The organism is Bacillus sp. Pc3, from assembly GCF_000815145.1.
Taxonomy (GTDB): Bacteria; Bacillota; Bacilli; order Bacillales; family Bacillaceae; genus Bacillus; species Bacillus velezensis.
Genome location: NZ_CP010406.1, coordinates 1924957 through 1942907, shown reverse-complemented (window position 1 = coordinate 1942907; position 17951 = coordinate 1924957). Strand labels below are relative to the sequence as shown.

The window sequence follows — 17951 nt, the reverse complement described above, 5'->3', positions numbered from 1 at the left end:
GCGGATGCTTCAATTTGAACAAATCAAAGATTCAAAGCAGTTAAACGGTCTTGCGCTTGCTTATATGGGTGATGCCATTTTTGAAATATACGTCCGGCATCACCTGCTTAAGCAGGGCTTTACGAAACCGAATGACCTTCATAAGAAGGCGAGCCGGATTGTATCGGCAAAATCACAGGCAGACATATTGTTCCGCCTTCAGGACGAATCCTTTTTCACGGAGGAAGAGGAAGCCGTGCTGAGAAGAGGCAGAAACGCGAAATCAGGGACGACGCCTAAAAACACAGATGTACAGACGTACCGCCATAGTACAGCTTTTGAGGCTTTACTCGGATACCTTTTTCTTGAGAAAAGAGAAGAAAGACTGAATCAGCTGATTGCTGAGGCTATACAAGTCGGGACGTCAGGGAGGAAAACAAATGAGTCAGCAACATGATTACGTCATAGGAAAAAACGCGGTGATTGAGACGTTAAAGTCAGATCGCAAGCTGTATAAGTTATGGATGGCGGAAAACACAGTAAAAGGACAGGCCCAGCAAGTTATGGAGCTTGCTAAAAAGCGCGGCGTCACCATTCAATTTGTACCGAGGAAAAAACTCGATCAGATGGTGGAGGGGCAGCATCAGGGTGTTGTCGCCCAGGTGGCGGCATATGAATATGCACAATTAGACGAATTATATAAAAGAGCGGAAGAGAGAAACGAACAGCCTTTCTTTCTCATACTGGACGAGCTGGAAGACCCTCATAATCTCGGTTCCATCATGAGAACGGCTGACGCTGTCGGTGCACACGGCATCGTAATTCCGAAACGCAGAGCGGTCGGACTGACTTCGACGGTCGCAAAAGCTTCGACCGGTGCGATTGAACACATTCCCGTCGTGAAGGTGACCAACCTTGCCCGGACACTTGATGAAATGAAGGAGCGGGGGATTTGGGTCGTCGGAACGGATGCATCTGCCCGGGAAGACTACCGCTCTATGGACGGCAAGATGCCTTTGGCGCTCGTTATCGGAAGCGAAGGCAGAGGAATGGGCCGGCTTGTGAAAGAGAAATGTGATTTTCTCATTAAGCTTCCGATGGCCGGAAAAGTCACTTCTCTGAATGCGTCGGTAGCGGCCGGCCTTCTCATGTATGAAGTCTACCGGAAGCGCAATCCTTTAGGGGAATGAAGACAGATGGACATCCTGTTAGTAGACGGATACAACATGATTGGAGCTTGGCCGCAGCTAAAGGATTTAAAAGCGAACAGTTTTGAAGAAGCGAGAGATGTACTGATCCAGAAGATGGCGGAATATCAGTCCTACACGGGAATCAGAGTCATTGTGGTGTTTGATGCACACCTGGTAAAAGGCATAGAGAAAAAACAAACGAATCACAGAGTCGAAGTGATTTTCACACGGGAGAATGAAACGGCGGATGAACGGATCGAGAAGCTTGCCCAGGCGCTGAATAATATTGCGACACAGATTCATGTCGCAACCTCCGATTATACGGAGCAGTGGGCGATTTTCGGACAAGGGGCTCTCCGCAAATCCGCCCGGGAGCTCCTGAGGGAAGTGGATACGATAGAACGCCGGATTCAAAGGCGGGTTTCAAAGATCACTTCTGAAAAACCACCGGGTAAAATCGAGCTGTCCGAAGAGGTTTTGAAAACGTTTGAAAAGTGGCGCCGAGGCGGTCTGGATTAGGTTGACGCTTTTTCGCCCATTAATGTATAATATTTCTATCTACGTGCGCCGGGGGGATCGCAGTGAATCTACAGAACAGCAAGGGAAAGTTCAACAAAGTGCAATTTTGCCAGTTGGAGGACGAGCAGGTCATTGAAAAGGTTCATGTTGGGGATAGTGATGCGTTAGATTACTTGATTACGAAGTACCGTAATTTTGTACGGGCGAAAGCAAGGTCTTATTTTTTAATAGGGGCCGACAGAGAAGATATTGTACAGGAAGGGATGATAGGCTTATATAAGTCTATCCGAGACTTTAGAGAGGACAAGCTTACTTCATTTAAAGCTTTTGCAGAATTATGCATTACCCGCCAGATTATTACCGCAATAAAGACAGCTACCCGTCAGAAACACATTCCTTTAAATTCCTATGTTTCTTTAGACAAACCTATTTTTGATGAAGAATCTGACAGAACACTGCTTGATGTCATTTCAGGCGCTAAAACGTTAAATCCTGAAGAGATGATTATTAATCAGGAAGAATTTGATGATATCGAAATGAAAATGGGAGAACTGCTGAGCGATCTGGAGAGAAAGGTGCTTGTTTTGTACTTGGACGGAAGAAGTTACCAAGAGATTTCAGATGACTTAAACCGACACGTAAAATCAATCGATAATGCCCTGCAGCGCGTGAAGCGCAAGCTTGAAAAGTATTTAGAAATAAGAGAGATCAGCCTGTAGCAGGTTTCTGTGTCATATTGACAGAATTTTTCTGACTGTGCTATTTTATTAAGATAAATGAATGTTTAGGAAAAGGTGTAACGACATGAGAAAAAAGATTACGCTGGCATGCAAAACATGCGGAAATCGTAATTATACGACAATGAAAAGCTCTGCATCAGCGGCTGAGCGGTTAGAAGTTAAGAAGTACTGCAGCACTTGCAATTCACATACAGCTCATTTAGAAACAAAATAGTGTTCGCTTTTTAAATTGTGGAGGTCTTTTACATGCGCATGATGAGTTTCTTTAAAGATGTTGGGAAAGAAATGAAAAAGGTTAGCTGGCCTAAAGGCAAAGAGTTAACGCGCTATACGATCACGGTGATTTCAACGGTTATCTTTTTTGTTATCTTTTTTGCCCTCCTTGATACAGGAATTTCTCAATTAATTCGTTTAATAGTTGAATAATGATCAGCAATACGTGCTATAATAGATCATAATATCGTTTGCCAAAACCCGTTCAGCGGGTTTTTTATTGTGTTGTTGAAAAAAGGATTCATAGGCCCTGAGCCTATTTTTTGTTTTACACTTCATTTTTAAATGCGGGGAGGGAAGGACTGCAGAGTCCTGATAGAATGGAAAAGAATTGGTATGTTGTTCATACGTATTCCGGTTATGAAAACAAAGTAAAAGCGAACCTTGAAAAACGTGTGGAATCAATGGGAATGCAGGATAAAATTTTCCGCGTTGTCGTCCCTGAAGAAGAAGAGACTGATATTAAGAACGGCAAGAAAAAAGTAGTCAAAAAGAAAGTGTTCCCGGGTTATGTGCTTGTTGAAATCGTCATGACTGATGATTCCTGGTATGTGGTCCGCAACACGCCGGGCGTTACCGGATTCGTCGGATCAGCCGGTTCAGGCTCAAAGCCGACTCCGCTTCTTCCTGGCGAAGCGGAAACCATCTTAAAGCGGATGGGCATGGATGAGCGGAAAACCGACATTGATTTTGAATTAAATGAGACAGTCAAAGTCATAGACGGACCTTTCGCCAACTTTACAGGATCAATTGAAGAGATTGATTATGATAAGAGCAAAGTGAAAGTATTCGTTAACATGTTCGGCCGTGAAACGCCGGTTGAACTGGAATTTACCCAGATCGACAAATTGTAATGTGAAAAAACTTGAAATTGCTATATATTAATGATAATATAGCAAAGGTACGTCTTGGACTAATCCAAGGCAGCTAGCTTGATATTTCGTCATTCATATAAAGAATGAAACCTTGAGTGGGAGGGTTTACCCTATTACCACATCACGGACTTAAGGAGGTGTGTCTCGTGGCTAAAAAAGTAGTAAAAGTTGTAAAATTGCAAATTCCTGCTGGAAAAGCTAACCCAGCGCCGCCAGTTGGACCTGCACTAGGTCAAGCCGGTGTAAATATCATGGGATTCTGTAAGGAGTTTAACGCTCGTACAGCTGACCAAGCTGGTTTAATCATTCCTGTTGAAATTTCGGTTTACGAAGACCGTTCATTTACATTTATTACAAAAACTCCGCCTGCTGCAGTATTGCTTAAAAAAGCAGCTGGAATTGAGTCTGGTTCTGGTGAACCAAACCGTAATAAAGTGGCAACCGTTAAGCGCGATAAGGTTCGCGAAATCGCTGAAACGAAAATGCCTGACTTAAACGCAGCAGACGTTGAAGCGGCAATGCGCATGGTTGAAGGTACTGCCCGCAGTATGGGTATCGTTATCGAGGATTAATTTGTTTCTTGTCGGGTTGCGAGTTTTCACAAGTTCGCAACCCTTATTCGTGGGAGGTTATTCCGCTATAACCACATAAGGAGGAAATTTTAAAATGGCTAAAAAAGGTAAAAAGTACGTTGAAGCTGCGAAGCTTGTAGACCGTGCGAAAGCTTACGATGTCGCTGAAGCAGTGGCGCTTACTAAAAAAACAAACACAGCTAAATTCGACGCTACAGTTGAAGTTGCTTTTCGTTTAGGGGTTGACCCTCGTAAAAACGATCAGCAAATCCGCGGTGCAGTTGTACTTCCTAACGGAACTGGTAAAACTCAGCGCGTGCTTGTATTCGCTAAAGGCGAAAAAGCAAAAGAAGCTGAAGCTGCCGGTGCAGACTACGTTGGCGATTCTGATTACATCGCGAAAATCCAGCAAGGCTGGTTCGAATTCGATGTAATCGTTGCGACTCCTGACATGATGGGTGAAGTCGGTAAAATCGGCCGTGTGCTTGGACCAAAAGGTCTTATGCCAAACCCTAAAACAGGAACTGTTACATTCGAAGTGGAAAAAGCAATCGGCGAAATCAAAGCTGGTAAAGTAGAATACCGCGTTGACAAAGCTGGTAACATCCATGTTCCGATCGGAAAAGTTTCTTTCGAGGATGAAAAACTTGTTGAGAACTTCACAACAATGTATGATACAATCCTGAAAGCAAAACCGGCTGCGGCTAAAGGTGTTTACGTGAAAAACGTTGCCGTTACTTCTACTATGGGCCCTGGTGTCAAAGTAGACGCTTCTACTTTCAACGTAAAATAATATTTGACTTTAGATCAGCATTCTGATATGATTCAAAATGTTGTAAAATAGAATATCATTTATACCGTAGACAGCAGGGGCCGTTGAGGCTTAATATCCTGCCGAGGTGTATATATATCACAGCTATTACGTTACGTATGCTTGTATATACAGCCTCCATGTCCACATGGAGGCTTTTTATATGAAATCGTCGTCACAGTCGTGATCACCTAGCGGTATAAGTGTTACACAAAATCTACAGGAGGTGTAACCATGAGCAGCGCAATTGATACAAAAAAAGTTGTTGTTGAAGAGATTGCTTCTAAACTGAAAGAAAGCAAATCAACGATCATCGTTGACTACCGCGGACTTAACGTTTCTGAAGTAACTGAACTCCGTAAACAGCTTCGCGAAGCTAACGTAGAGTTCAAAGTGTACAAAAACACAATGACTCGCCGTGCGGTTGAACAAGCTGAACTTGATGGTTTGAATGATGTCTTAACTGGACCGAATGCGATCGCATTCAGTACTGAAGATGTTGTCGCTCCGGCAAAAGTTCTTAACGAGTTCGCGAAGAATCACGAAGCTCTGGAAATCAAAGCGGGCGTTATCGAAGGAAAAGTATCTTCTGTTGAAGAAGTGAAAGCTCTTGCTGAACTTCCTTCACGCGATGGCTTACTTTCTATGTTGCTTAGCGTACTTCAAGCTCCAGTTCGCAACCTTGCACTTGCAGCTAAAGCAGTTGCAGAACAAAAGGAAGAACAAGGCGCTTAATCTGATTTTACCCTAAAATAAAACAAATGGAGGAATTTCAAATGGCTTTAAATATCGAAGAAATCATTGCTTCCGTTAAAGAAGCAACTGTACTTGAATTGAACGACCTAGTAAAAGCAATCGAAGAAGAATTTGGCGTAACTGCTGCTGCTCCTGTAGCTGTAGCTGGCGGAGCTGCTGCTGGCGGAGCTGCTGAAGAGCAAAGCGAATTCGACCTTATCCTTGCTGGTGCAGGTTCTCAGAAAATCAAAGTTATCAAAGTTGTTCGTGAAATCACTGGTCTTGGCTTGAAAGAAGCTAAAGAACTTGTTGACAACACTCCAAAACCACTTAAAGAAGGTATTGCGAAAGAAGAAGCTGAAGAGCTTAAAGCTAAACTTGAAGAAGTTGGCGCTTCTGTAGAAGTTAAGTAATCTTCACTTGCCTGTAGGGGAAGCTCGCTTTTATGAGGCGGGCTTTTTCTTTGCTTTTCTTTAAGTGCCATTATAAAAGGAGGTTCTAATAATGAGTGATCACTATTATTCAGAAAAACCTTCAGTTAAAAGCGATAAACAGACATGGTCATTTACACTGCGGAACAGATCTTATACATTCACAAGTGACAGCGGCGTTTTCTCGAAAAAGGAAGTTGATTTCGGTTCGCGTGTCTTAATTGAAGCGTTTGAAGAGCCGGAGATCGATGGTGACTTCCTGGATGCAGGCTGCGGTTACGGCCCGATCGGTCTGTCACTCGCCGGTGCATTTACAGACCGGACCGTGCACATGATTGACGTGAATGAAAGAGCCGTAGAGCTGTCAAATGAAAATGCAGAAAAAAACGGAATAAAAAACGTTCGAATTTATCAGAGTGATTTATTTTCAAATATTGATTCTGCTCAAACATTTGCTTCTATTATTACAAACCCCCCAATCCGCGCCGGAAAAAAAGTTGTCCATGCCATTTTTGAAAAAAGCGCTGAGCATTTAAGGGCTTCAGGTGAATTGTGGATCGTTATACAGAAAAAACAGGGCGGGCCTTCTGCCATTGAAAAACTGAAGGAGCTTTTTGACGAAGTTTCTGTGGTTCAAAAAAAGAAAGGCTATTATATCATAAAAGCAAAAAAAGTTTGACTTGAATTTTCAGCTATGTTAATATTGTAAAATGCCAATGTATATATTTTGCATGATATGCTGAAATAATCATAGTGCATGTATAAATTATACAAACATGGAAATGCTAATAAAATCGGTATTTGTTTTTGGATGTGGTTTTCTTAATTAGAAACCCTTTTTTCTTTTGTCTTGTAAAAGTATTTCTTTATCGTAAGAGATGCTTATTACACATATAATACGCATGATTTGAGGGGTGAATCAGTTGACAGGTCAACTAGTTCAGTATGGACGACACCGCCAGCGCAGAAGCTATGCTCGCATTAGCGAAGTGTTAGAATTACCAAATCTCATTGAAATTCAAACCTCTTCTTATCAGTGGTTTCTTGATGAGGGTCTTAGAGAGATGTTTCAAGACATATCACCAATTGAGGATTTCACTGGTAACCTCTCTCTAGAGTTCATTGACTACAGTTTAGGAGATCCTAAGTATCCCGTTGAAGAGTCAAAAGAACGTGATGTGACTTACTCAGCTCCGCTGAGAGTGAAGGTTCGTTTAATTAACAAAGAAACTGGAGAGGTAAAAGACCAGGATGTCTTCATGGGTGATTTCCCTATTATGACAGATACCGGTACTTTTATCATCAACGGTGCAGAACGTGTTATCGTATCTCAGCTTGTTCGGTCTCCAAGTGTATATTTCAGTGGTAAAGTAGACAAGAACGGTAAAAAAGGTTTTACCGCGACTGTCATTCCAAACCGTGGCGCATGGTTAGAATACGAAACTGATGCGAAAGATGTTGTGTATGTCCGCATTGATCGCACACGTAAGTTGCCGGTTACGGTTCTTTTGCGTGCTCTCGGCTTCGGTTCCGACCAAGAGATTCTCGATCTCATTGGTGAGAACGAATATCTCCGCAATACACTGGATAAGGACAACACTGAAAACAGTGACAAAGCGCTTCTTGAAATCTATGAGCGCCTTCGTCCCGGAGAGCCGCCTACAGTAGAAAACGCAAAAAGCTTGCTGGATTCCCGTTTCTTCGATCCGAAGCGATACGACCTTGCGAATGTAGGACGCTATAAAATTAATAAAAAGCTTCATATCAAGAACCGCCTGTTTAACCAGCGCCTTGCAGAAACACTGGTGGATCCGGAAACCGGTGAAATTCTCGCTGAAAAAGGGCAGATTCTTGACAGAAGAACACTTGATAAAGTACTGCCATACTTAGAAAATGGAATCGGCTTCAGAAAACTTTATCCTAACGGCGGCGTTGTCGAGGATGAAGTGATGCTTCAATCCATTAAAATCTATGCTCCTACCGATGCAGAAGGAGAGCAGACGATCAATGTGATCGGCAATGCTTACATCGAAGAGGCGATTAAAAACATTACGCCTGCTGATATTATTTCTTCTATCAGCTACTTCTTCAACCTCCTGCACGGAGTGGGTGACACTGATGATATCGACCATCTCGGAAACCGCCGTCTGCGTTCTGTAGGTGAGCTCCTGCAAAACCAATTCCGTATCGGTTTAAGCCGGATGGAACGTGTCGTTCGTGAAAGAATGTCTATTCAAGACACGAATACAATTACGCCGCAGCAGCTGATTAACATCAGACCTGTTATTGCGTCTATTAAAGAGTTCTTCGGAAGCTCACAGCTTTCTCAATTCATGGATCAGACGAACCCGCTTGCTGAATTGACGCACAAACGCCGTCTGTCAGCTCTCGGACCGGGCGGTTTGACACGTGAGCGCGCAGGTATGGAAGTACGTGACGTTCACTACTCTCACTATGGCCGTATGTGTCCGATTGAAACGCCTGAGGGCCCGAACATCGGTTTGATCAACTCATTGTCATCATTTGCGAAAGTAAACCGCTTTGGTTTCATTGAGACGCCATACCGCCGCGTTGATCCTGAAACAGGAAAAGTAACGCCTAGAATCGACTACCTGACTGCTGATGAAGAGGATAACTATGTCGTAGCCCAAGCGAATGCTAAGCTGAGCGATGACGGTTCTTTCTTGGATGACAGCATCGTAGCGCGTTTCAGAGGGGAAAACACCGTTGTAGCCCGCAACCGAGTGGATTACATGGACGTATCTCCTAAACAGGTTGTATCTGCTGCGACAGCATGTATTCCGTTCTTGGAAAACGATGACTCGAACCGCGCCCTCATGGGAGCGAACATGCAGCGTCAGGCTGTGCCTTTGATGCAGCCGGAAGCTCCGATCGTCGGAACGGGTATGGAATACGTATCCGGTAAAGACTCCGGTGCAGCCGTTATTTGTAAACACCCTGGTATCGTTGAACGGGTGGAAGCGAAAAACGTATGGGTGCGCCGCTATGAAGAAATTGACGGCCAAAAAGTAAAAGGCAACCTGGATAAGTACAGCTTGCTGAAATTTGTCCGCTCCAACCAAGGTACGTGCTACAATCAGCGTCCGATCGTCAGTGTCGGCGACGAAGTAGTCAAAGGAGAAATCCTTGCTGACGGACCTTCAATGGAGCTTGGTGAACTTGCTCTCGGCCGCAACGTAATGGTCGGCTTCATGACATGGGATGGTTACAACTATGAGGATGCCATCATCATGAGTGAACGCCTTGTGAAAGATGATGTATACACATCTATTCACATTGAAGAATATGAATCAGAAGCACGTGATACAAAGCTTGGGCCGGAAGAGATCACCCGCGATATTCCAAACGTAGGGGAAGATGCGCTTCGCAATCTTGATGACCGCGGAATTATCCGTATCGGTGCGGAAGTCAACGACGGAGACCTTCTCGTAGGTAAAGTAACGCCTAAAGGTGTAACTGAGCTTACGGCTGAAGAACGCCTTCTTCATGCGATCTTTGGAGAAAAAGCGCGTGAAGTCCGTGATACTTCTCTCCGTGTGCCTCACGGCGGCGGCGGAATTATCCACGACGTAAAAGTCTTCAACCGTGAAGACGGCGACGAACTTCCTCCGGGAGTGAACCAGCTTGTACGCGTATATATCGTTCAGAAACGTAAGATTTCTGAAGGTGATAAAATGGCCGGACGTCACGGAAACAAAGGGGTTATCTCGAAGATTCTTCCTGAAGAAGATATGCCTTACCTTCCTGACGGCACGCCGATCGATATCATGCTTAACCCGCTGGGTGTACCATCACGTATGAATATCGGTCAGGTATTAGAACTTCACATGGGTATGGCTGCCCGCTACCTCGGCATTCACATCGCGTCACCTGTATTTGACGGCGCGCGTGAAGAAGATGTGTGGGAAACACTTGAAGAAGCAGGCATGTCAAGAGACGCTAAAACAGTTCTTTATGACGGCCGTACGGGAGAACCGTTTGACAACCGTGTATCTGTCGGAATCATGTACATGATCAAACTGGCACACATGGTTGATGATAAACTTCATGCCCGTTCTACAGGTCCTTACTCACTTGTTACGCAGCAGCCTCTCGGCGGTAAAGCCCAATTCGGCGGACAGCGTTTCGGTGAGATGGAGGTTTGGGCGCTTGAAGCTTACGGCGCAGCTTACACGCTTCAAGAAATCCTGACTGTGAAGTCCGATGACGTGGTCGGACGTGTGAAAACATATGAAGCCATCGTCAAAGGCGACAATGTTCCAGAGCCTGGTGTTCCGGAATCATTCAAAGTATTGATCAAAGAGCTTCAAAGCTTAGGTATGGACGTGAAAATCCTTTCAGGCGATGAAGAAGAAATAGAAATGAGAGATCTAGAAGACGAGGAAGATGCGAAACAAGCTGACGGCCTTGCATTATCAGGTGATGAAGCGCCGGAAGAAACAGCATCTCCAGACGTTGAACGTGACGCAGTAACGAAAGAGTAGTCTCTGATTGATAAAGGCAAGTGACATCGGTTAATCCGAAGATAAAAAGGGAGGTAGGCCCCTTGCTAGATGTGAACAATTTTGAGTATATGAACATCGGTCTTGCTTCACCGGATAAAATCCGTTCATGGTCTTTTGGTGAAGTGAAAAAGCCTGAAACGATAAACTATCGTACATTGAAACCTGAAAAGGACGGCCTGTTCTGCGAACGCATTTTCGGACCGACTAAGGACTGGGAATGTCATTGCGGCAAGTACAAGCGGGTTCGTTATAAAGGCGTAGTTTGTGACCGTTGCGGAGTTGAAGTAACGCGGGCTAAAGTCCGTCGTGAGAGAATGGGGCATATTGAACTGGCTGCCCCGGTTTCTCACATTTGGTATTTCAAAGGTATTCCGAGCCGTATGGGTCTTGTATTGGATATGTCACCGCGTGCGCTGGAAGAAGTTATTTACTTTGCTTCTTACGTCGTAACTGACCCGGCCAATACACCGCTCGAAAAGAAACAGCTTTTATCTGAAAAGGAATACCGTGCGTATCTGGATAAGTACGGAAACAAATTCCAAGCCTCTATGGGTGCGGAAGCCATTAATAAACTTCTGCAGGACATCGACCTTGTCAAAGAAGTTGATATGTTAAAAGAAGAGCTGAAGACTTCTCAAGGACAGCGCCGTACACGTGCGATCAAACGCCTTGAAGTGCTTGAAGCCTTCCGTAATTCAGGAAACAAGCCGTCTTGGATGATCCTCGACGTGCTTCCGGTTATTCCGCCTGAATTAAGACCGATGGTTCAGCTTGACGGCGGACGTTTCGCAACGTCTGATCTGAACGACCTTTACCGTCGTGTCATCAACCGTAATAACCGTTTAAAACGTCTGTTAGACCTCGGCGCGCCAAGCATCATCGTTCAGAACGAAAAACGTATGCTTCAGGAAGCAGTCGATGCTCTGATTGACAACGGACGCCGCGGCCGTCCGGTTACCGGACCGGGTAACCGTCCGCTTAAATCTCTTTCTCACATGCTGAAAGGGAAACAAGGGCGTTTCCGTCAGAACCTTCTCGGTAAACGTGTAGACTACTCAGGCCGTTCCGTTATCGTCGTAGGTCCGCATCTGAAAATGTATCAGTGCGGTTTGCCGAAGGAAATGGCGCTTGAGCTCTTCAAGCCTTTCGTCATGAAAGAGCTTGTTGAAAAAGGCCTTGCTCACAATATCAAGAGCGCAAAACGCAAAATCGAACGCGTGCAGCCTGAAGTATGGGATGTACTTGAATCTGTCATTAAGGAGCATCCGGTCTTACTGAACCGTGCCCCTACTCTTCACAGATTAGGTATCCAGGCTTTCGAACCGACGCTTGTTGAAGGACGCGCCATCCGTCTTCACCCGTTAGTATGTACAGCTTATAACGCTGACTTTGACGGTGACCAAATGGCGGTTCACGTACCTTTATCAGCTGAGGCTCAAGCTGAGGCGCGCATTCTGATGCTTGCGGCCCAAAACATCTTGAACCCTAAAGATGGTAAACCGGTTGTTACGCCGTCTCAGGATATGGTATTAGGAAACTACTACCTGACGCTTGAGCGCGCCGGAGCAGTCGGCGAGGGTATGGTTTTCAAAAATACGGACGAAGCGCTTCTTGCTTATCAAAACGGTTATGTTCACCTTCATACGAGAGTTGCTGTTGCGGCGAACTCCCTTAAGAATGTGACATTTACTGAAGAACAGCGTTCAAAATTGTTAATTACAACTGTCGGTAAGCTCGTCTTCAATGAAATTCTTCCGGAATCATTCCCTTACATGAATGAACCAACGAAGAGCAACATTGAAGAGAAGACACCTGACCGTTTCTTCTTAGATAAAGGTGCTGACGTAAAAGCTGTGATTGCTGAGCAGCCGATCAACGCACCGTTTAAAAAAGGCATTCTCGGTAAAATCATCGCGGAAATCTTTAAACGATTCCATATCACGGAAACGTCTAAAATGCTTGACCGCATGAAAAACCTCGGTTTCAGATATTCAACGAAAGCCGGCATCACAGTAGGGGTTTCTGATATCGTCGTTCTCGATGACAAACAGGAAATCCTTGAAGAAGCACAAAGCAAAGTTGATAATGTCCTGAAACAGTTCAGACGCGGTTTAATCACCGAAGAAGAACGTTATGAAAGAGTCATTTCAATTTGGAGTTCAGCGAAAGATGTTATCCAAGGCAAACTGATGAAATCATTAGACGAAGTCAACCCGATCTACATGATGAGTGACTCAGGAGCCCGTGGTAACGCATCTAACTTTACACAGCTTGCGGGTATGCGCGGTCTGATGGCCAACCCGGCTGGACGAATCATTGAATTGCCGATTAAATCAAGTTTCCGTGAAGGCCTGACAGTTTTGGAGTACTTTATCTCCACTCACGGTGCGCGTAAAGGTCTTGCCGATACCGCCCTGAAAACAGCTGACTCAGGTTACCTTACACGCCGTCTTGTTGATGTTGCGCAGGATGTTATCATTCGTGAAACAGATTGCGGAACAGACCGCGGTATTCTTGCAAAACCGCTCAAAGAAGGCACGGAAATCATCGAGCGTCTGGAAGAGCGTCTGATCGGACGTTTCGCCAGAAAACAGATCAAACATCCTGAAACGGGTGCTGTGCTCATTAACGAAAATGAATTGATCGATGAAGATAAAGCGCTGGAAATCGTTGAAGCCGGAATCGAAGAAGTGTGGATCCGTTCTGCGTTCACATGTAACACTCCTCATGGTGTATGTAAACGATGCTACGGACGTAACCTTGCAACCGGAACTGATGTTGAAGTCGGCGAAGCAGTAGGTATTATCGCCGCTCAATCTATCGGTGAGCCTGGAACACAGTTAACAATGCGTACGTTCCACACAGGCGGGGTTGCCGGAGACGATATCACACAAGGTCTTCCGCGTATCCAAGAGCTTTTCGAAGCGCGTAATCCGAAAGGTCAAGCGACGATTTCTGAGATTGACGGTACAATTGCCGAAATCAATGAAGTCCGCGACAAACAGCAGGAGATTGTTGTTCAGGGCGCTGTTGAGACACGTTCATACACGGCACCTTACAACTCACGCCTGAAAGTGGCTGAGGGTGATCAGATTACCCGCGGCCAAGTGCTGACAGAAGGTTCTATCGATCCGAAAGAACTTCTTAAAGTCACTGACCTGACAACGGTTCAGGAATATCTTCTGCATGAGGTTCAGAAGGTTTACCGTATGCAGGGGGTTGAAATCGGCGATAAACACGTAGAAGTAATGGTTCGCCAGATGCTTCGCAAAGTCCGTGTGATCGATGCCGGAGATACTGATGTTCTCCCTGGCACATTGCTAGATATTCACCAATTCACAGAAGCGAACAAAAAAGTGCTGCTTGAAGGCAATCGACCTGCTACAGGCCGTCCTGTCCTTCTCGGTATCACAAAAGCTTCACTCGAGACGGATTCATTCTTGTCTGCCGCATCATTCCAAGAAACAACACGCGTTCTTACAGATGCTGCGATTAAAGGCAAGCGCGATGAACTTCTCGGCCTGAAAGAGAATGTTATCATCGGTAAGCTGGTTCCGGCCGGTACCGGTATGATGAATTACAGAAAAGTAAAACCTGTTTCAAACGTTCAGCCTTCGGAAGATATGGTTCCGGCTGAATAATAGAAACTGCTGCAGGAAAGGCTGTTTCGACAGCTTTTCCTCAGTATTACAATTATTCTGGCGGTGGACTGCACTAAAAAATGTCATACGTTGTTGACATCCGCCCCGCAGAGTGATAATATAACCAAGGTGCTCGAAATAAAACCTGTTACTTTGGAGGATATGTTTATGTCTTATGATAAAGTATCACAGGCCAAATCAATTATTATTGGTACGAAGCAAACAGTGAAAGCTCTAAAACGAGGTTCAGTGAAGGAAGTCGTCGTGGCAAAAGACGCGGATTCAGTTCTTACAGCTGGCGTTATCCAGCTTGCAAAGAACCAAAATACCGCTGTCTGTATGGTGGATTCCATGAAAAAGCTCGGCAAAGCCTGCGGAATTGAAGTGGGAGCAGCAGCTGTTGCCATTATGTTATAGCGTACTTTTTGTTTTTATATAAGATATCAATCTTGTGTAAAGACATTGTTTTTTGCCTAATGATGAACCACCTGGGTATGTGGGTTATAAAACGTAATGAAGGGAGGAACACAACATGCCTACAATTAATCAGCTAATTCGCAAGGGACGCGTGAGCAAAGTTGAAAACTCTAAGTCACCTGCACTAAACAAAGGATACAACAGCTTTAAAAAAGAGCACACTAACGTATCTTCTCCACAAAAACGCGGGGTATGTACTCGTGTGGGTACAATGACACCGAAAAAACCGAACTCAGCACTTCGTAAATATGCTCGTGTTCGTTTGACTAACGGAATCGAGGTTACTGCCTACATTCCTGGTATCGGTCACAACCTGCAAGAGCACAGCGTTGTACTGATCCGCGGCGGACGTGTAAAAGACTTACCGGGGGTACGCTACCACATCGTTCGTGGCGCACTTGATACTGCCGGAGTTGAAAACCGTGCGCAAGGCCGTTCTAAATACGGTACGAAACGTCCTAAAGCAAAGTAATCAAATAAATCATTAAAACTATGAAGGGAGGATATTCAGATGCCACGTAAAGGTCCTGTAGCAAAAAGAGATGTTTTACCTGATCCGCTTTACAACTCTAAGCTGGTATCCCGCCTGATCAACAAAATGATGATCGACGGTAAAAAAGGTAAATCTCAAACAATCCTATACAAGTCATTCGATATCATTAAAGAACGCACTGGCAATGATGCAATGGAGGTTTTCGAACAAGCATTGAAAAACATCATGCCTGTACTTGAAGTAAAAGCACGCCGTGTAGGTGGAGCTAACTACCAAGTGCCTGTAGAAGTTCGTCCTGAACGCCGTACAACTCTTGGTCTTCGCTGGTTGGTTAACTATGCGCGTCTTCGCGGAGAAAAAACAATGGAAGAGCGCCTGGCTAACGAAATTCTTGATGCAGCTAACAACACTGGTGCTGCCGTTAAGAAACGTGAAGACACTCACAAGATGGCAGAAGCGAACAAAGCATTTGCTCACTACCGCTGGTAGGATTCATATAATCAAAATAATAATTCCCTAATAAGGAAGGAGAAATTACCCAATGGCAAGAGAGTTCTCCTTAGAAAAAACTCGTAATATCGGGATCATGGCTCACATCGATGCCGGTAAAACGACTACTACAGAACGGATCTTGTTCTACACAGGCCGTATCCACAAAATTGGCGAAACTCACGAAGGTGCTTCGCAAATGGACTGGATGGAGCAGGAACAAGAACGCGGTATCACAATCACTTCTGCAGCAACGACTGCACAGTGGAAAGGTTACCGTGTAAACATCATCGATACACCGGGACACGTAGACTTCACAGTTGAAGTTGAACGTTCACTCCGTGTACTTGATGGTGCGGTTGCCGTACTTGATGCTCAATCAGGTGTTGAGCCTCAGACAGAAACAGTATGGCGCCAAGCAACAACTTACGGAGTACCGCGCGTTGTATTTGTCAACAAAATGGACAAAATCGGCGCAGACTTCCTTTACTCTGTAGGCACTTTAAGAGACCGTCTTCAAGCTAACGCTCACGCAATTCAATTGCCGATCGGCGCTGAAGACAACTTCGAAGGTATCATTGACTTAGTAGAAAACGTTGCGTATTTCTACGAAGATGACCTTGGAACTCGTTCAGATGCGAAAGAAATCCCTGAAGAGTACAAAGAGCAAGCTGAAGAGCTTCGCAGCAGCCTGATTGAAGCTGTAGCTGAGCTTGATGAAGAGCTTATGGAAAAGTACCTTGAAGGTGAAGAAATCACTATCCCTGAACTGAAAGCTGCTATCCGTAAAGGTACACTGAATGTTGAATTCTACCCTGTACTTGTTGGATCTGCTTTCAAAAACAAAGGTGTTCAGCTTGTACTTGATGCTGTTCTTGACTACCTTCCTGCGCCAACTGATGTTGCTGCAATCAAAGGTGTACGTCCTGACACAGATGAAGAGATCGTTCGTCATTCTTCTGATGAAGAGCCATTCTCTGCACTTGCATTTAAAGTTATGACTGACCCTTATGTCGGTAAGCTGACATTCTTCCGCGTATATTCCGGTACACTTGATTCCGGTTCATATGTAAAGAACTCTACAAAAGGCAAGCGTGAGCGCGTAGGACGTATCCTTCAAATGCACGCAAACAGCCGTGAAGAGATCTCTACTGTTTACGCTGGAGACATCGCAGCTGCTGTAGGTCTAAAAGATACTTCTACTGGAGATACTCTATGTGATGAGAAGGATCTTGTAATCCTTGAATCAATGGAATTCCCAGAGCCTGTTATCGACGTAGCGATTGAGCCTAAATCAAAAGCTGACCAAGATAAAATGGGTATCGCTTTAGCGAAACTTGCTGAAGAAGATCCTACATTCCGTACACAAACAAACCCTGAAACGGGTCAAACAATCATCTCTGGTATGGGTGAGCTTCACCTTGATATCATTGTTGATCGTATGAAGCGTGAGTTCAAAGTTGAAGCTAACGTTGGTGCTCCTCAAGTTGCGTACCGTGAGACATTCCGTACCGGTGCAAAAGTTGAAGGTAAATTCGTACGTCAATCAGGCGGACGCGGTCAGTTCGGTCACGTTTGGATCGAGTTTGAACCGAACGAAGAAGGCGCTGGCTTTGAATTCGAAAACGCAATCGTCGGTGGTGTTGTTCCTCGTGAATACATCCCAGCCGTACAAGCAGGTCTTGAAGACTCTCTTGAAAATGGTGTCCTAGCCGGATTCCCGCTAATCGACATCAAGGCGAAACTTTTTGATGGATCTTACCATGATGTTGACTCAAACGAAATGGCGTTTAAAGTCGCTGCTTCTATGGCATTGAAAAATGCAGTCAGCAAATGTAACCCAGTTCTTCTTGAACCAATCATGAAAGTTGAAGTTGTTATTCCTGAAGAATACATGGGAGACATCATGGGTGATGTTACTTCTCGTCGCGGACGCGTAGAAGGTATGGAAGCTCGCGGTAACGCTCAAGTTGTGCGTGCGATGGTACCTCTTGCTGAAATGTTCGGTTACGCTACTGCCCTTCGTTCTAACACGCAAGGACGCGGTACGTTCACAATGTTCATGGATCACTACGAAGAAGTGCCGAAGAGCATCGCTGAAGAAATTATCAAAAAAAATAAAGGCGAATAATTGATTTTGCCACTTAACTCAAGTATAACTACTATTGTAAGATGAGGAAGTGAGAGCTTGCTTTCACTT

At 44.8% G+C, this 17951-nt stretch carries 18 protein-coding genes and 1 other annotated feature; all 18 genes read left to right on the top strand.

The window, feature by feature from the left end:
- The first annotated feature begins 4 nt into the window (after nt 1-4).
- The 18 genes from SB24_RS09140 (at nt 5) to fusA (ending at nt 17882) form a co-directional block, all read left to right on the top strand.
- Nucleotides 5-436 carry a Mini-ribonuclease 3 gene (locus SB24_RS09140; protein ID WP_003156412.1) on the top strand — a complete coding sequence of 144 codons (432 nt, stop codon included), beginning with the start codon at nt 5-7 and terminating at the stop codon, nt 434-436.
- Nucleotides 420-1169 (top strand): 23S rRNA (guanosine(2251)-2'-O)-methyltransferase RlmB, encoded by a 750-nt coding sequence (gene rlmB, locus SB24_RS09135; protein ID WP_003156413.1) that lies wholly within the window; start codon nt 420-422, stop codon nt 1167-1169. Before SB24_RS09140 ends, rlmB begins: the two co-directional genes overlap by 17 nt.
- Before the next feature lie 6 nt (nt 1170-1175).
- Entirely contained in the window at nt 1176-1688 is a 513-nt protein-coding gene (gene rae1 / locus SB24_RS09130) for a ribosome-dependent mRNA decay endonuclease Rae1/YacP (protein WP_003156414.1), read from the top strand.
- Nucleotides 1689-1750: 62 nt separating this feature from the next.
- Entirely contained in the window at nt 1751-2407 is a 657-nt protein-coding gene (gene sigH / locus SB24_RS09125; protein WP_003156415.1) for an RNA polymerase sporulation sigma factor SigH, read from the top strand.
- 85 nt (nt 2408-2492) lie between these two features.
- Entirely contained in the window at nt 2493-2642 is a 150-nt protein-coding gene (rpmG, locus tag SB24_RS09120) for a 50S ribosomal protein L33 (RefSeq protein ID WP_003156421.1), read from the top strand.
- Nucleotides 2643-2674: 32 nt separating this feature from the next.
- The gene (gene secE, locus SB24_RS09115) at nt 2675-2854 is read left to right on the top strand and encodes a preprotein translocase subunit SecE (protein WP_003156422.1); all 180 of its coding nucleotides are present in this window, start codon (nt 2675-2677) and stop codon (nt 2852-2854) included.
- A gap of 167 nt (nt 2855-3021) precedes the next feature.
- Complete coding sequence (gene nusG, locus SB24_RS09110; protein WP_003156423.1) at nt 3022-3555, top strand: transcription termination/antitermination protein NusG; 534 nt, start codon at nt 3022-3024, stop codon at nt 3553-3555.
- Between the two features lie 167 nt (nt 3556-3722).
- The gene (gene rplK, locus SB24_RS09105) at nt 3723-4148 is read left to right on the top strand and encodes a 50S ribosomal protein L11 (protein WP_003156430.1); all 426 of its coding nucleotides are present in this window, start codon (nt 3723-3725) and stop codon (nt 4146-4148) included.
- Between the two features lie 94 nt (nt 4149-4242).
- Nucleotides 4243-4941, top strand: a complete 699-nt coding sequence (rplA, locus tag SB24_RS09100; protein ID WP_003156431.1) for a 50S ribosomal protein L1 — start codon at nt 4243-4245, stop codon at nt 4939-4941.
- Between the two features lie 46 nt (nt 4942-4987).
- Nucleotides 4988-5130, top strand: a sequence feature (ribosomal protein L10 leader region).
- Nucleotides 5131-5193: 63 nt separating this feature from the next.
- Complete coding sequence (rplJ, locus tag SB24_RS09095) at nt 5194-5694, top strand: 50S ribosomal protein L10 (RefSeq protein WP_014416746.1); 501 nt, start codon at nt 5194-5196, stop codon at nt 5692-5694.
- A gap of 41 nt (nt 5695-5735) precedes the next feature.
- Nucleotides 5736-6107, top strand: a complete 372-nt coding sequence (gene rplL, locus SB24_RS09090; protein ID WP_003156436.1) for a 50S ribosomal protein L7/L12 — start codon at nt 5736-5738, stop codon at nt 6105-6107.
- Nucleotides 6108-6198: 91 nt separating this feature from the next.
- Nucleotides 6199-6804, top strand: coding sequence for a class I SAM-dependent methyltransferase (locus tag SB24_RS09085; protein WP_025284098.1), 606 nt, complete (start codon nt 6199-6201; stop codon nt 6802-6804).
- 244 nt (nt 6805-7048) lie between these two features.
- Complete coding sequence (gene rpoB, locus SB24_RS09080; protein ID WP_003156440.1) at nt 7049-10630, top strand: DNA-directed RNA polymerase subunit beta; 3582 nt, start codon at nt 7049-7051, stop codon at nt 10628-10630.
- Between the two features lie 62 nt (nt 10631-10692).
- Nucleotides 10693-14292: a DNA-directed RNA polymerase subunit beta' gene (gene rpoC / locus SB24_RS09075; RefSeq protein WP_007410398.1), complete on the top strand. Its 3600-nt coding sequence runs from the start codon at nt 10693-10695 to the stop codon at nt 14290-14292.
- 168 nt (nt 14293-14460) lie between these two features.
- Nucleotides 14461-14709 carry a 50S ribosomal protein L7ae-like protein gene (locus tag SB24_RS09070; RefSeq protein WP_003156443.1) on the top strand — a complete coding sequence of 83 codons (249 nt, stop codon included), beginning with the start codon at nt 14461-14463 and terminating at the stop codon, nt 14707-14709.
- 115 nt (nt 14710-14824) lie between these two features.
- Entirely contained in the window at nt 14825-15241 is a 417-nt protein-coding gene (gene rpsL / locus SB24_RS09065; protein ID WP_003156445.1) for a 30S ribosomal protein S12, read from the top strand.
- A 39-nt stretch (nt 15242-15280) separates the two neighbouring features.
- Entirely contained in the window at nt 15281-15751 is a 471-nt protein-coding gene (rpsG, locus tag SB24_RS09060) for a 30S ribosomal protein S7 (RefSeq protein WP_003156447.1), read from the top strand.
- A 52-nt stretch (nt 15752-15803) separates the two neighbouring features.
- Nucleotides 15804-17882 (top strand): elongation factor G, encoded by a 2079-nt coding sequence (fusA, locus tag SB24_RS09055; RefSeq protein WP_007410399.1) that lies wholly within the window; start codon nt 15804-15806, stop codon nt 17880-17882.
- Nucleotides 17883-17951: the final 69 nt, after the last annotated feature.

What these genes read in the sequence shown, in the direction of transcription:
- SB24_RS09140 (WP_003156412.1), top strand. Translation starts at nt 5, where the DNA reads ATGCTTCAATTTGAACAAATCAAAGATTCAAAGCAGTTAAACGGTCTT.
- rlmB (WP_003156413.1), top strand. Translation starts at nt 420, where the DNA reads ATGAGTCAGCAACATGATTACGTCATAGGAAAAAACGCGGTGATTGAG.
- rae1 (WP_003156414.1), top strand. Translation starts at nt 1,176, where the DNA reads ATGGACATCCTGTTAGTAGACGGATACAACATGATTGGAGCTTGGCCG.
- rpmG (WP_003156421.1), top strand. Translation starts at nt 2,493, where the DNA reads ATGAGAAAAAAGATTACGCTGGCATGCAAAACATGCGGAAATCGTAAT.
- secE (WP_003156422.1), top strand. Translation starts at nt 2,675, where the DNA reads ATGCGCATGATGAGTTTCTTTAAAGATGTTGGGAAAGAAATGAAAAAG.
- nusG (WP_003156423.1), top strand. Translation starts at nt 3,022, where the DNA reads ATGGAAAAGAATTGGTATGTTGTTCATACGTATTCCGGTTATGAAAAC.
- rplA (WP_003156431.1), top strand. Translation starts at nt 4,243, where the DNA reads ATGGCTAAAAAAGGTAAAAAGTACGTTGAAGCTGCGAAGCTTGTAGAC.
- rplJ (WP_014416746.1), top strand. Translation starts at nt 5,194, where the DNA reads ATGAGCAGCGCAATTGATACAAAAAAAGTTGTTGTTGAAGAGATTGCT.
- rplL (WP_003156436.1), top strand. Translation starts at nt 5,736, where the DNA reads ATGGCTTTAAATATCGAAGAAATCATTGCTTCCGTTAAAGAAGCAACT.
- SB24_RS09085 (WP_025284098.1), top strand. Translation starts at nt 6,199, where the DNA reads ATGAGTGATCACTATTATTCAGAAAAACCTTCAGTTAAAAGCGATAAA.
- SB24_RS09070 (WP_003156443.1), top strand. Translation starts at nt 14,461, where the DNA reads ATGTCTTATGATAAAGTATCACAGGCCAAATCAATTATTATTGGTACG.
- rpsL (WP_003156445.1), top strand. Translation starts at nt 14,825, where the DNA reads ATGCCTACAATTAATCAGCTAATTCGCAAGGGACGCGTGAGCAAAGTT.
- rpsG (WP_003156447.1), top strand. Translation starts at nt 15,281, where the DNA reads ATGCCACGTAAAGGTCCTGTAGCAAAAAGAGATGTTTTACCTGATCCG.
- fusA (WP_007410399.1), top strand. Translation starts at nt 15,804, where the DNA reads ATGGCAAGAGAGTTCTCCTTAGAAAAAACTCGTAATATCGGGATCATG.